This window comes from Nosocomiicoccus ampullae (assembly GCF_019357495.1).
In the GTDB taxonomy this organism is placed as follows: domain Bacteria; phylum Bacillota; class Bacilli; order Staphylococcales; family Salinicoccaceae; genus Nosocomiicoccus; species Nosocomiicoccus ampullae.
In genome coordinates this window covers 1261361-1274376 of the sequence record NZ_CP079110.1, presented here as the reverse complement: position 1 = coordinate 1274376, position 13016 = coordinate 1261361, and the positions used below count along the sequence as shown (strand labels likewise).

At 36.3% G+C, this 13016-nt stretch carries 17 protein-coding genes; all 17 read left to right on the top strand.

Going from position 1 to position 13016, the window contains the following annotated elements; genetic code table 11:
* Window positions 1-40: 40 nt before the first annotated feature.
* Window positions 41-1009 carry a class II fructose-bisphosphatase gene (gene glpX, locus KPF49_RS06690; RefSeq protein ID WP_183673896.1) on the top strand — a complete coding sequence of 323 codons (969 nt, stop codon included), beginning with the start codon at window positions 41-43 and terminating at the stop codon, window positions 1007-1009.
* Window positions 1010-1135: 126 nt separating this feature from the next.
* A complete protein-coding gene (gene rho / locus KPF49_RS06685) occupies window positions 1136-2452 on the top strand; it encodes a transcription termination factor Rho (protein ID WP_375781553.1) in 1317 nt (438 codons plus the stop codon).
* Window positions 2453-2574: 122 nt separating this feature from the next.
* A complete protein-coding gene (gene rpmE / locus KPF49_RS06680) occupies window positions 2575-2799 on the top strand; it encodes a 50S ribosomal protein L31 (RefSeq protein ID WP_183673898.1) in 225 nt (74 codons plus the stop codon).
* Window positions 2800-2960: 161 nt separating this feature from the next.
* Window positions 2961-4040, top strand: coding sequence for a peptide chain release factor 1 (gene prfA, locus KPF49_RS06675; protein WP_183673900.1), 1080 nt, complete (start codon window positions 2961-2963; stop codon window positions 4038-4040).
* Window positions 4027-4866, top strand: a complete 840-nt coding sequence (gene prmC, locus KPF49_RS06670) for a peptide chain release factor N(5)-glutamine methyltransferase (protein ID WP_183673902.1) — start codon at window positions 4027-4029, stop codon at window positions 4864-4866. Before prfA ends, prmC begins: the two co-directional genes overlap by 14 nt.
* Window positions 4866-5921 carry an L-threonylcarbamoyladenylate synthase gene (locus KPF49_RS06665; RefSeq protein WP_183673904.1) on the top strand — a complete coding sequence of 352 codons (1056 nt, stop codon included), beginning with the start codon at window positions 4866-4868 and terminating at the stop codon, window positions 5919-5921. The genes prmC and KPF49_RS06665 overlap by 1 nt, the downstream gene beginning before the upstream one ends.
* A gap of 5 nt (window positions 5922-5926) precedes the next feature.
* Window positions 5927-6322 (top strand): arsenate reductase/protein-tyrosine-phosphatase family protein, encoded by a 396-nt coding sequence (locus KPF49_RS06660; RefSeq protein WP_183673906.1) that lies wholly within the window; start codon window positions 5927-5929, stop codon window positions 6320-6322.
* A 64-nt stretch (window positions 6323-6386) separates the two neighbouring features.
* Window positions 6387-6815, top strand: coding sequence for a ribose 5-phosphate isomerase B (gene rpiB, locus KPF49_RS06655; RefSeq protein WP_183673908.1), 429 nt, complete (start codon window positions 6387-6389; stop codon window positions 6813-6815).
* The gene (locus KPF49_RS06650; RefSeq protein WP_183673910.1) at window positions 6784-7338 is read left to right on the top strand and encodes a TIGR01440 family protein; all 555 of its coding nucleotides are present in this window, start codon (window positions 6784-6786) and stop codon (window positions 7336-7338) included. The genes rpiB and KPF49_RS06650 overlap by 32 nt, the downstream gene beginning before the upstream one ends.
* 19 nt (window positions 7339-7357) lie before the next feature.
* Window positions 7358-8599 carry a serine hydroxymethyltransferase gene (gene glyA, locus KPF49_RS06645; protein WP_183673912.1) on the top strand — a complete coding sequence of 414 codons (1242 nt, stop codon included), beginning with the start codon at window positions 7358-7360 and terminating at the stop codon, window positions 8597-8599.
* Window positions 8600-8609: 10 nt separating this feature from the next.
* On the top strand, window positions 8610-9239 hold the full coding sequence (upp, locus tag KPF49_RS06640; RefSeq protein WP_183673914.1) for a uracil phosphoribosyltransferase: 630 nt from the start codon (window positions 8610-8612) through the stop codon (window positions 9237-9239).
* Between the two features lie 17 nt (window positions 9240-9256).
* Window positions 9257-10393 (top strand): non-hydrolyzing UDP-N-acetylglucosamine 2-epimerase, encoded by a 1137-nt coding sequence (gene wecB / locus KPF49_RS06635; protein WP_183673916.1) that lies wholly within the window; start codon window positions 9257-9259, stop codon window positions 10391-10393.
* A gap of 113 nt (window positions 10394-10506) precedes the next feature.
* Complete coding sequence (locus KPF49_RS06630) at window positions 10507-10860, top strand: ATP synthase subunit I (protein ID WP_219490091.1); 354 nt, start codon at window positions 10507-10509, stop codon at window positions 10858-10860.
* Between the two features lie 13 nt (window positions 10861-10873).
* Window positions 10874-11605: a F0F1 ATP synthase subunit A gene (atpB, locus tag KPF49_RS06625; RefSeq protein ID WP_183673998.1), complete on the top strand. Its 732-nt coding sequence runs from the start codon at window positions 10874-10876 to the stop codon at window positions 11603-11605.
* A gap of 47 nt (window positions 11606-11652) precedes the next feature.
* Window positions 11653-11868, top strand: coding sequence for a F0F1 ATP synthase subunit C (gene atpE, locus KPF49_RS06620; protein WP_183673920.1), 216 nt, complete (start codon window positions 11653-11655; stop codon window positions 11866-11868).
* Between the two features lie 84 nt (window positions 11869-11952).
* Window positions 11953-12471, top strand: coding sequence for a F0F1 ATP synthase subunit B (locus tag KPF49_RS06615; RefSeq protein ID WP_183673923.1), 519 nt, complete (start codon window positions 11953-11955; stop codon window positions 12469-12471).
* The gene (atpH, locus tag KPF49_RS06610; protein WP_183673925.1) at window positions 12471-13010 is read left to right on the top strand and encodes an ATP synthase F1 subunit delta; all 540 of its coding nucleotides are present in this window, start codon (window positions 12471-12473) and stop codon (window positions 13008-13010) included. The genes KPF49_RS06615 and atpH overlap by 1 nt, the downstream gene beginning before the upstream one ends.
* Window positions 13011-13016 lie beyond the last annotated feature (6 nt).

Here is a 13016-nt window from a genome sequence, read left to right as displayed (position 1 = left end):
ATATAATACTATATGATTAAACTCGAGGGGGAAACAATAGATGGAACGTAGTCTATCAATGGAATTAGTAAGAGTAACAGAAGCCGCAGCACTAGAAAGTGCAAAATGGGTTGGAAAAGGTCTTAAAAATGAAGCGGATGACGCAGCTACAACAGCAATGCGCCACGTATTCGACACAATCCCAATGAACGGAACTGTTGTAATTGGTGAAGGAGAAATGGACGAAGCACCAATGTTATATATTGGTGAAGAACTCGGAACTAAAGAAGGTCCAGATATCGATATCGCTGTGGACCCTCTCGAAGGTACAACAATTGTCGCTGATGGTGGTTGGAACGCATTAACAGTTATTGCAATTGCAGATAGAGGTAATTTACTACATGCACCAGACATGTATATGGATAAAATCGCAGTTGGTCCTGAAGCAAAAGGCCTCGTTGATTTAGACGCTTCAGTGACAGAAAACGTAAAAGCAGTTGCGAAAGCGAAAAACAAATCAGTTGAAGAAGTGACAGTTACATTACTTAAAAGAGATCGTAACCAACACATCATCGACGAAGTACGTGAACTCGGCGCACGTATTAAATTCGTAGATAACGGTGACGTTGCTGCAGCAATTAACACATGCTTTGATTACACAGGTGTCGATATTTTATTCGGTTCAGGTGGAGCACCTGAAGGTGTACTTGCAGCAGTTGGTATTAAATCACTTGGCGGAGATTTCCAAGGTCGTCTAATGCCTAAAAACGATGAAGAACTCGCACGTTGTAAAGAAATGGGTGTAGATCACGAGAAGAAGTTTATGCTAGAAGATCTAGTTAAAGGAGACGACGCAATCTTCGCAGCAACAGCAGTAACAGATGGTGAGTTAATGAAAGGTGTTCAGTTTAAAGGAGATTACGTGAACACTTCTAGCCTTGTCATGCGTGCAAAATCAGGAACAGTTCGTTTTATTGAAGGTAAACACTCAATGAAGAAAAAACCTAAAATGGTTGTAGAAGATAAATAATGAATTGTAAAGTCCGAGATTCAACTCGGACTTTTTATTATTTTAATCGTGATTAAATTTATTGTATAATAGCTACTTACCAACAAATATAAATGAAAAATAGATATATAAGAAAGAGTGTAATGAATGACACAAGATAATGAAAAAGTACATGAAGGTATGAAGTATGAAACTTTTGATGCTTTATATAAAGGAAATACAACAAAAGAATTAACTGCTAGAGCTAAAAATTTAAATTTACAAAACTATAGTAAGCTAAACAAGAAAGAGCTTGTCTTAGCGATTTTAGAAGCTGAGATGGCGCAAGATGGTAACTATTATATGGAAGGAATCTTAGATGATATCCAACCAGACGGTTACGGGTTTTTAAGAACGGTGAACTATTCTAAAGGTGAAAAAGATATTTATATCTCTGCATCACAAATTCGCCGCTTTGAGCTAAAAAAAGGTGACAAAGTCACTGGTAAAGTTAGAAAACCGAAAGAAAAAGAAAATTATTACGGACTCCTACAAGTCGACTTCGTTAACGACAACAACGCTGAAGAAATTAAAAAACGCCCGCACTTCCAAGCGTTAACTCCACTTTATCCTGATAAAAAAATATCTTTAGAAACAAATCCAAAAGACTATTCAACGAGAATTATGGATTTAATTACACCGATTGGGTATGGTCAACGTGGTTTAATTGTTGCGCCACCTAAAGCAGGTAAAACTTCAATGTTAAAAGAAGTTGCAACAGCAATTACTAAAAATTCGCCAGACGCTAAGCTTTTTATACTCTTAATTGGTGAGAGACCTGAAGAGGTTACGGATATTGAACGATCAGTAGAAAATGCTGAAGTGGTCTATTCAACATTTGACGAGCACCCACAACATCACGTAAAAGTTGCTGAATTATTACTTGAACGCTGTAAACGTCTCGTTGAGATGGGGGAAGATGTTATCGTACTTATGGACTCTATTACGAGACTTGCGCGTGCATATAACTTAGTCATTCCACCATCAGGTCGAACACTTTCAGGTGGACTCGATCCAGCGTCTTTATTTAAGCCAAAAGCATTTTTTGGTGCAGCGAGAAACATCGAAGCAGGTGGTAGTTTAACGATTCTAGCAACAGCACTCGTCGACACTGGTTCAAGAATGGACGATATGATTTACGAAGAATTTAAAGGAACAGGTAATATGGAGTTACATCTCGACCGTAACTTAGCAGAGCGTAGAATTTACCCAGCAATCGACATTAAACGTTCAAGTACACGTAGAGAAGACTTATTACTAGAAGAAAAAGAGCTGGAAATTTTATGGCAATTAAGAAACTTATTTACTAACCGTAGTGATTTTACAGAGAACTTTATTAAGACAATTAAACAAACTAAATCAAATGATGAATTCTTTGAAGTGCTTAGAAAAAAGATGATTGATTCAAGTAAAAAAGGTAGATAAATCATCTGATTTAATGGTTGATTTTCCTTAAAAAGGCATGTATAATATTTTAAGTATTGATAAAGGGAAAGACCCTAAATAACTCTGTTCCAGATGGTTCAGGGCAAAGGAGAAATGTTATTATGAAACAAGGTATTCATCCAGCATACCACAGAGTAAATGTTATCTGTGATTCATGTGGTACAGAATTTGAAACTGGTTCAACTTTAGAAGATGATATTAAAGTAGAAGTGTGCTCTAACTGTCACCCATTCTACACTGGACGTCAAAGATTCGCTGCAGCAGATGGCCGCGTAGAACGTTTCAACAAGAAATTTGGTTTCAAATCACAAAACGAAGAAAACTAATTGCTTAAATAGCTACACAGAGAAATTCTGTGTAGCTTTTTTTAATGTTTTAAATACGTATATCAGCATAATTAATAAGGAATTTTAATACTTTAAATAAAATAAAAGTTATTTAAATTATGATATAATTAACAAGAATCTATAAGAAAAGGACGAAAGATATGTTTGATCAACTCGATATATTAGAAGATAGATACGAACAGTTAAACGAATTGCTAAGTGACCCAGATGTCACAAGCAATCCAGATAAATTAAGAGAATACTCTAAAGAGCAGAGTGATTTATCTGAAAAAGTAGAAGTATATAGAGAATATAAATCACATAGAGATACAATTTCGGAGTCTAAAGAAATGTTAGAAGAGTCTGATGATCCGGAAATGAATGAGTTATTAAAAGAAGAGATTAAAGAATCTGAATTAATTCTTCCTGAACTTGAAGAGAAACTTAAATTCTTACTTATTCCAAAAGATCCAAACGACGACAAAAACGTTGTTATGGAAATCCGAGGAGCTGCAGGTGGAGACGAGGCGCAAATCTTCGCTGGAGACTTATTCCGTATGTATTCAAGATATGCTGAAGATCAAGGCTGGAAAATCGACGTTGTGGATAGAAGTGCATCTGACCAAGGTGGCTTTAAGGAAATCAGTTTCGTTATTAACGGAGACGGTGCGTACTCTAAACTAAAGTTTGAAAACGGCGCACATCGTGTGCAACGTGTACCTGAAACTGAATCTGGTGGGCGTATTCATACGTCAACAGCAACTGTTGCGGTACTTCCAGAAGTTGAAGAAGTTGAAGTGGATATTCGTAACGAAGATTTAAAAATCGATACGTACCGTTCAAGTGGTGCCGGTGGTCAGCACGTTAATACAACTGACTCAGCAGTACGTATTACACACTTACCAACAGGACTTGTTGTTACGTCTCAAGATGAAAAATCACAAATTAAAAACCGTGAAAGTGCAATGAAAGTTATGCGCTCTAGAATTTACGATATGATGCAACAAGAAGCAGAAGATGAATATAGTCAGCAGCGTAAACTGGCAGTTGGTACAGGTGACCGTTCAGAACGTATTCGTACGTATAACTACCCACAAAACCGTGTGACAGATCACCGTATTGGTTTAACAATTAATAAACTTGACCAAATTATCGACGGTAACTTAGACGAACTGTTAGATACGTTAATGATCGAAGATCAAAAATCTAAGTTAGAAGAGTTGAATAATGCCGAGTTTTAATGCCGCGCTTTCTGAAGCGAAAAAGACACTCTCTTTAGAAAATAAAGAACCACGTATCGTAGATATATTGATGGAAGACTTATTTTCGATGGATACGGTGTCTTTATTAGTTAACGGCCATAAAAAGATGGACGAAAAGGATTATAAACTCTTTCTAGACAGCATTAAACGTGCGTTGAACGATGAACCTGTTCAATATATTACGGGTGTTCAACACTTTTATGGAAGAATATTTAATGTAACGAGAGATACCCTCATTCCAAGGAACGAAACAGAAGAACTCGTCGAGCTTGTTTTAAATAGAACAAAAGGTGGAACTGTTGCTGATATTGGCACAGGAACAGGCGCTATAGGAATAAGTTTAAAATTAGAGAATGATGCGTTTAAAGTGTATTTAACAGATGTGTCTAAAGATGCGCTGAAAGTTGCTAAAAGTAATAAAGAAAAATTAGACGCAAATGTCGAAATACTCCACGGTGATTTATTCGAGCCAATCGTTAATAGAAATATAAAAGTAGATGTACTTGTTTCAAACCCACCATATATCGATTATAGTGAATTAGATGATATGTCAGATTCAGTTAAAAAGTTTGAGCCAAAACTTGCGTTATTTGCTAAAGAGAATGGCTTATACTTTTATAGGAAAATGATTAAATCATTAGATGATGTTTTAAATGATGGGGGTAAAGTGTTTTTTGAGATTGGCTGGAAAGAAAAAGACGATGTTATAGCACTTGTCGATAAATATTGGCCAAAATCAAAAAGAGAAGTTATTAAAGATATTAATGGAAATGACCGAATTTTATATATAGATTGGGTGAAGTAATGGATACTAAAATTTGGGGAATTACATCAGAAGACGTAAAAACGCCGTTAACCTCAGAAACGACGAGTAAACTTGAAGAAATTAAACTTGCATATGAATACGGTGAAATTGTAGCAATCCCAACAGAAACTGTTTATGGACTCGGGGGAGATGCAACAAACCCTGAAGCAATTGGAAAAATATTTCACGCGAAGAACCGTCCAGGTGATAACCCATTAATTGTTCATATTCATAACTATGAGCAACTAGAATCTTTTACGTCTTATGTTGACGATAAAGTAAAAAAACTTATGGATTATTTTTGGCCTGGACCGATTTCTTTTATCTTACCGCTTAAAGACGGAGTGCTTGCATCAAGTACTGTCGCTGAAATGGATAGCGTCGCTGTGAGAATGCCTTCACATCCTGTAGCGAGAAAGATTTTAGAATATACTCGTATTCCAATCGCGGCGCCAAGTGCGAATTTGAGTGGTAAGCCTTCACCGACAGATGCAGGTCACGTTATCAATGATTTAAATGGTGAGATTTTTGGAATTGTAGTATCTGAACAATCCGAGATTGGATTAGAAAGTACAGTATTAGATTGTACGCAATTTCCGTATAAAATCGCGAGACCTGGTCATATTTCTATCGATGAATTACAAGAAGTGTTAGAAGCAGAAGTTTTAGAGCATCAAGATACAATGGAACGTCCGATTTCTCCAGGAATGAAATATAAACACTACGCACCACGTCAGCCGATGATTGTCATTGAAGGTGGCATTAATTCAAATACGAATTTGAAAGTGCCAGACGATATTTCAAAAGAAAAAGTCGGTGTCATCGCACCAGAAACCGTTAGACAATATGTCGATAAGAATATGCAATTTGTTAGCCTTTGTAGAGATGAAGAGAGTTATAGAGAAGCGGCGAAAAATCTATATGCTGCACTGAGACATATGGACGCTTCAGATGTTGAAATTATTTACATTTATGGATTTAAACAAACTAGTGAAACTGAAGCGCTAATGAATCGTATATATAAAGCGACGGGTAACACGATTATTAAAGGGTGATATAAATGATTATATTTGTTTGTACAGGTAATACGTGTAGAAGTCCACTCGCTGAAAGTTACATGAAAACTTTGACTGATTTGCCAGTCGAATCAAGAGGCCTATTTGTAACGTCTAGTGTGGTAAATGAAAATAGCAAAAAAATTATTCAAGAAAATAATCTTGTATCACCAACAAAGCCAAAACAACTGACTTATGAAGATACTCTCGGATCTACGATTCTTGTCATGACTGAAGGTCATAAATATCAAGTGAAAAAATTAAATGCTGATGCAGATGTACATTTACTCAGTGAATACGCTGGTGAATCAGGCGATATTATGGATCCTTTTGGTGGAAATATCGACATGTATAATCATACGTTTAACGAGATTAAAAATTATATAGATAGAATAAAATAGTCATTTAGGAATCGTTTTGAAACTATAAATTAAGCATGTATAATATGAATAGGAGATGATTTCAATGAAAGTAATTGTTGCTTCAGATCACGGTGGATACAATTTAAAAACTGCGATTGTTTCACACCTTAAAGAAAAAGGTATCGATGTGGAAGATGCAGGTCCAAACTCAACAGAGTCCGTGGATTATCCCGATTATGCCAAGCCAGTCGCAACAGCAGTACAAAACGGCGAATATGACCGTGGAATACTCGTTTGTGGCACTGGAATCGGCATGAATATTGCAGCGAATAAGTATAAAGGTATTCGTGCGGCACTTGTTCACGATACATTTTCTGCGCATGCAACACGTGAACATAATAATTCGAACATATTAAATATGGGTGAGCGTGTAATTGGAACAGGTTTAGCACTCGATATCGTTGATATTTGGTTAAACACAGAATTCGAGGGTGGTAGACATGAGCGTAGAATTGAAAAAATTGAAGGATGAATTAAATGCTCTAATTGAAGAATTAGAGGAAATTGACTTTTTCTTTTCAAAAGCGTCATTAGTAATAGGATGTTCTACTTCAGAAGTGCAAGGTAAACATATCGGAAAACATAGTTCGATAGAAGTTGCCGAAATTATTTTTAATGCATTTCAAGACGTTAAAAAACGCTATGACTTAGACATCTTTTTCCAAGGATGTGAACATATCAACCGTGCGCTTACGACAACAAGAGAATCTGTCAAAAGAAATCATCTAGAAACTCAAGTAGTATCTGTTGTACCACACCGTAGTGCAGGTGGAAGCTTAAGTGAGTATGCATATCATCACCAAGATAACAGTGCTGTTGTTGAGCATGCGACAGTTGACTTAGGTATTGATATCGGGCAAACATTAATTGGTATGCATGTTAAACATGTACAGGTGCCAGTTAGAGTTGCTACTAAACAACTCGGTGAGGCACAAGTGACACTAGCAAAGTCGCGTCCAAAACTTATCGGTGGAGAACGCGCACATTATAAATGATTAAGGGAGAGGTTTAAAAATGTCTTTCATTAAGCAAGAAGATCAACAGTTATATGATGCAATTCAAAAGGAATTTGATCGTCAAAACGAAAATATTGAGTTAATCGCTTCAGAAAACTTCGTATCAGAAGCAGTACTAGAAGCACAAGGTAGCGTATTAACGAACAAATATGCCGAAGGTTATCCAAATAAACGTTATTACGGTGGATGTGAATATGTTGATATTGCTGAAGATTTAGCACGCGATCGTCTAAAAGAAATCTTTGGAGCGGAACACGCAAACGTACAACCACACTCTGGTTCTCAAGCAAACATGGCAGTGTATTTCTCTGTGTTAAACCCTGGAGATACAATTTTAGGTATGAATTTATCTGACGGTGGTCACTTAACACACGGTGCACCAGTAAACTTTAGTGGTAAATTATTTAACATCGTAAGTTACGGAGTATCTAAAGAAGATGAAGCAATCGATTACGATGAATTACGTGAAATTGCAATTAAAGAACAGCCGAAATTAATCATCGCTGGTGGTAGTGCATATGCATTACAAATCGACTTTAAAAAGTTTAGAGAAATTGCAGACGAAGTTGGTGCTTACCTAATGGTGGATATGGCACACATCGCTGGATTAGTTGCAGCTGGATTACATCCTAACCCAGTTGAATATGCAGACTTTGTAACATCAACAACGCATAAAACTCTTCGTGGGCCACGTGGTGGAATTATCTTAACTAAAAAGGAACATGCGAAAAAGATTGACTCAAACATTTTCCCTGGTATTCAAGGTGGTCCTTTAATGCATGTTATTGCAGCAAAAGCAGTTGCATTTAACGAAGCACTACAACCTGAATTTAAAGAATATCAAGAGCAAGTAATTAAAAATGCAAAAGTACTTGCAGAAAAATTACAAGAGAACGGTTTAAGAATTGTTTCTGGACGTACTGAAAATCACTTAGTATTAGTAGATACAAAAGTATTCGGTTTAACTGGTAAACAAGCAGAAGAAGCGTTAGACAAAGTTGGAATTACGGCAAACAAAAACACAATTCCATTCGAAACTGAATCACCATTTGTAACTAGTGGTTTACGTATGGGGACACCTGCAATGACAACTCGTGGATTTAAAGAAGCGGAAATGGAAGAAGTTGCAGACATCATCATCGAAACATTAACTAAAGAGAAAAACGGAGAAAGCTTAGATGGAATCCACGATAGAGTAGTGGCTCTTACTAAAAAATTCCCGTTATACGATCACAAATAGGAGAGAGACTATGACAAGAGTAAGCGTAATGGATCATCCATTAATTCAGCACAAGCTCGGGTATATCCGTGACAAAAACACTTCTACAAAAGAGTTTAGAGAACTCGTTGATGAAGTTGGAATGCTTATGGCTTATGAAATTACTAGAGAATTATCACTTGAAGATGTAGAGGTTGAAACACCAATTGGCCCAACGATTGCAAAACGTTTAAGTGGTAAAAAGATTTGTTTAGTACCGATTTTACGTGCTGGATTAGGAATGACTGAAGGTATTCATAAACTTATTCCATCGGCACGTGTTGGGCATATTGGCTTGTACCGTGACCCAGAAACACTCGAAGCAGTGGAGTACTATGCGAAATTTCCAAGTGATATCGAAGAAAGAGACATTCTAGTCATCGACCCAATGCTCGCAACAGGTGCAAGTGCAATAGAAGCAATTTCTGCAATCAAAAAACGCGGTGCAACTAAAATTAGATTTATTTGCTTAATCGCAGCACCTGAAGGTGTGAAAGCATTAGAAAAAGCACATCCTGATGTTGATATTTACATTGGTGCACTTGACGAAAAACTCGATGAAAATAGCTATATTATCCCAGGACTTGGCGATGCTGGAGACCGTCTTTTTGGCACGAAATAATTATAAGGAGTAATATTATGAAAAAGCGTATTATGGTCGTATTTGGTACAAGACCAGAAGCGATTAAAATGGCGCCACTTGTTAATGAGTTGAAAAAATCTAAACATCTTGAACCAATTGTCGTTGTCACAGCGCAACACCGTGAGATGTTAGATCAAGTGTTAAAGGCGTTTAATATTACTCCAGACTATGACTTAGATGTGATGAGAGCGAACCAAACGCTCTCTCACATTACAAGTCGTGTTCTAGAGAGAATTGAATCGATAATTAAAGAAGAAGCACCAGACATGGTACTCGTCCATGGAGATACTACAACAACATTTGCAGCAGCACTCGCTGCATTTTATCAAGAGGTAAGTGTTGGTCATGTAGAAGCTGGTTTACGTACATATGATAAATATGCACCGTATCCTGAAGAGTTAAATAGGCAAATGACGACCCGTTTGTCAGATTTACACTTTGCACCAACGATTCGTGCAAAAAATAATTTGCTTAATGAAAATGTAAGTAGTAATTCTATATTTGTTACAGGTAATACGGTAATTGACGCGCTAAATACGACAGTAACCTCATCGTATAAAAGCGGCGTGTTAGATGAATATGAAGGTAAAAGAATCATCTTACTCACCGCGCATAGAAGAGAAAACCTTGGAGAACCGATGAAAAGGATTTTCCAGGCGATGAAAACTATAGTCAACACACACCGTGACGTTGTCATAATTTATCCAATGCATAAAAACCCAAAAGTGCGTGAACTTGCATCTAAATATTTAAATCATGAACGCATCCAGCTAATTGAACCACTTGAAGTGCTAGATTTTCATAATTTTGCAGCAAAAAGTGAGATCATTTTAACGGATTCCGGTGGAATTCAAGAGGAAGCACCATCTTTAAATAAACCTGTACTCGTTCTTAGAGATGTAACTGAACGCCCAGAGGGTGTTGAAAGTGGTGTGCTAAAGCTCGTTGGTACTGATTATAATGAAATCGTTAATAGTACAAATGAGCTATTAAGAAATGAAAAATTATATAAAGAAATTTCAAACGTAGAAAATCCATACGGAGATGGTCAAGCAAGTATTCGAATAATTGAGAGTATTTGCTATTTTTACGGTTTAATATCAGAAAGACCAAAAGATTTTAGTAACAGTTAATATGTTATTAAATTAGCAATAAATGCGTTGACACTAGGGTATATAATTGGGTACACTTTATTAGTGTGCAATCAATACATATATGCCTAGATTACACTTAAGGAACATGTAAAATGACACTTTTAAAAGGATTTTCAAACTTTTTTACGAAGCCATTTATAATAGTCTTTGTTCTGGAGTTTGTGTCATTAATTTTTCTCGACAGATTAATCGTCAGAAGTTTAATACTCGGTACGATTATCTCAGTGTTTATGGCATTTAGTTGGTATTCCAACTATTATAAAGCATTGCATCATCAGCAAAGAATTTTGACCACTGGTACAGTTACAAGAGTGATTCTTGTCATTCTCGCCTGTATAATTTGGTATAAATTTAGTGCTGACTTAAATATGATTGCGATAACGGTTGGTCTTATGACTACATACGTGATTATATTTGTGAATGCAGTTAGACATTTTAGACAATGAAAGAGGTGAAGAAATGGATCACGGAAGTCCGACGTATGAGATTAACATCGGTGGCATACCTATCGTCTTTGATTTAGCAACTAGTTTCATGATTATTGTCACTTGTTTAGTCGTTTTCTTCTTAATGTTTTTCTTAACAAGAAATTTAGCGATTAAGCCAACTGGTAAACCTCAACTATTTGTTGAATGGTTAATGAACTTTGTTAAAGGTATCATTTCAAGTAATATTGCTTGGCGTGAAGGTGCGCGCTTTCACTTCTTTGCGCTCACATTAATTTCATTCATATTCGTGGCAAACTTTATTGGTATACCATTTACCTTTGTGTCGCCCGAAAACAATCTGTGGTGGAAATCACCGACGGCTGATCCAACTGTAACGTTAACACTTGCAGGACTCATGATAGTTCTCACACACTATTACGGTGTGAAGATGAAAGGATTTAAAGAGTATGCAAAAGACTATGGACGTCCAGTTTGGTTCTTAGTACCAATTAAAATTCTTGAAGAGTTCACGTATAACTTAACACTTGGTTTACGTTTATACGGAAATATTTACGCTGGAGAAATCCTACTTACACTACTACTTGGACTTGTAACGACAGGTGGTATTTTAGGATTTGCTGGTGGTATCATACCGATGATGGTATGGCAAGGATTTAAAACATTCATAGGTGCTTTACAAGCATTTATTTTCGTTATGTTATCAATGGTTTATTTAGCACATAAGATGCAAGATGACCATTAATATAAAAAATAAAAAATTATATAAACATATTTAGGAGGAAGTTTTTTATGGCTTTATTAGCAGCAGGTATCGCAGCTGGTCTTGCAGGACTTGGCGGTGCGTTAGGTATTGGTTTAGTTGTTTCGAAAACAGTTGAAGGTGTTGCACGTCAACCAGAATCTCGTGGTCCATTAATGACAATCATGTTCATCGGTGTTGGGGTAGTTGAGGCGACTCCAATTATTGCGATTGTTATTGCATTCTTATTAATGTTCGCACTATAAATAATTAGAGGCGAAGTCTTGCTAGATTTCGCCATTTCTTATGTAACCTTGGTATTGTGAACTTTCTTGAAAGGAGTGTACATAGTGGAACTACTAATTTTAGGCGCTGCACCATCATCGATTCCAACGGCTTTTGGTACAGGACTCGTCTTACTCGTGAGCTTCTTAGTACTACTTTTTGCTCTTTCATATTTTGTATGGGAGCCAGTTAAAAAAGTGATGGACGATCGTGAGCAGTTAATTCACGATGATATCCAGAGCGCTGAAAATGCGAAACGTGATGCAGAAGAACTTCGCAAGAAAAACGAGGAAATCCTTTCTAACACGCAAGCTGAAATTAGCGAAATGTTTGAAAAGTCTCGTGAAGAAGCGAAAAAACAACAACAATCTATTATTGATGAAGCTACAATAAATGCTAAAAGACTTATGTCTGATGCAGAGAAAGATATTGAGCAAGAGAAAAAGAAAGCAGTTCGTGAAATTAACGACCAAGTTGCTGACTTATCAGTATTAATTGCTCAAAAAGTTATACAAAAAGAATTGTCTCCACAAGATCAAAAAGATCTCATTGACAAGTACCTACAGGAAGCAGGGGATAAATAATGAGTTTAGCTAAACAGTATGCAAATGCCCTGTTTGACGTAGTTAACAAACATAATGAACTCGAAGAAGCACTAACAGATTTAACTGAGGTAAAAAAAGTTGTGGAAGAAGTTAAGGGGCTTGAAGAATTCATGATTAACCCTAAAATTTCTAAAGCAACAAAGCTAACTACGATTCGTGACAGCTTCAAAGGGACAAATCAATATGTGTTCAATATGTTACTTGTATTGACTGAGAAAAAACAATTCTCAATTGTTTCTGATATTCAAAAAGAATTTACTTATCTTTATAACGAACATCACAATCAAGCAAATGTCATTATCGAATCTGTATATCCATTAGAAGAGGAACAAATTGCTAAAATCGGAGAGATTTTTAAAGCGAAAACAGGATATGACAAATTATTGATTGAAAACAAAATAAACGAATCTTTAATCGGTGGATTTAGAGTACTTGTTGGATCTAAAGTATACGACGACTCAGTTCTACTGCAACTAAGAAAAGTTAAAGACCGTTTTAAAAGAACGAAGAATATTTAAGGAGTG

Coding starts and splice junctions, on each gene's coding strand:
- KPF49_RS06660 (WP_183673906.1), top strand. CDS start 5,927: ATGATTATATTTGTTTGTACAGGTAATACGTGTAGAAGTCCACTCGCT.
- atpH (WP_183673925.1), top strand. CDS start 12,471: ATGAGTTTAGCTAAACAGTATGCAAATGCCCTGTTTGACGTAGTTAAC.
- KPF49_RS06630 (WP_219490091.1), top strand. CDS start 10,507: ATGACACTTTTAAAAGGATTTTCAAACTTTTTTACGAAGCCATTTATA.
- upp (WP_183673914.1), top strand. CDS start 8,610: ATGACAAGAGTAAGCGTAATGGATCATCCATTAATTCAGCACAAGCTC.
- KPF49_RS06650 (WP_183673910.1), top strand. CDS start 6,784: ATGAGCGTAGAATTGAAAAAATTGAAGGATGAATTAAATGCTCTAATT.
- rpmE (WP_183673898.1), top strand. CDS start 2,575: ATGAAACAAGGTATTCATCCAGCATACCACAGAGTAAATGTTATCTGT.
- prmC (WP_183673902.1), top strand. CDS start 4,027: ATGCCGAGTTTTAATGCCGCGCTTTCTGAAGCGAAAAAGACACTCTCT.
- KPF49_RS06665 (WP_183673904.1), top strand. CDS start 4,866: ATGGATACTAAAATTTGGGGAATTACATCAGAAGACGTAAAAACGCCG.
- prfA (WP_183673900.1), top strand. CDS start 2,961: ATGTTTGATCAACTCGATATATTAGAAGATAGATACGAACAGTTAAAC.
- glpX (WP_183673896.1), top strand. CDS start 41: ATGGAACGTAGTCTATCAATGGAATTAGTAAGAGTAACAGAAGCCGCA.
- rpiB (WP_183673908.1), top strand. CDS start 6,387: ATGAAAGTAATTGTTGCTTCAGATCACGGTGGATACAATTTAAAAACT.
- atpE (WP_183673920.1), top strand. CDS start 11,653: ATGGCTTTATTAGCAGCAGGTATCGCAGCTGGTCTTGCAGGACTTGGC.
- atpB (WP_183673998.1), top strand. CDS start 10,874: ATGGATCACGGAAGTCCGACGTATGAGATTAACATCGGTGGCATACCT.
- glyA (WP_183673912.1), top strand. CDS start 7,358: ATGTCTTTCATTAAGCAAGAAGATCAACAGTTATATGATGCAATTCAA.
- rho (WP_375781553.1), top strand. CDS start 1,136: ATGACACAAGATAATGAAAAAGTACATGAAGGTATGAAGTATGAAACT.
- wecB (WP_183673916.1), top strand. CDS start 9,257: ATGAAAAAGCGTATTATGGTCGTATTTGGTACAAGACCAGAAGCGATT.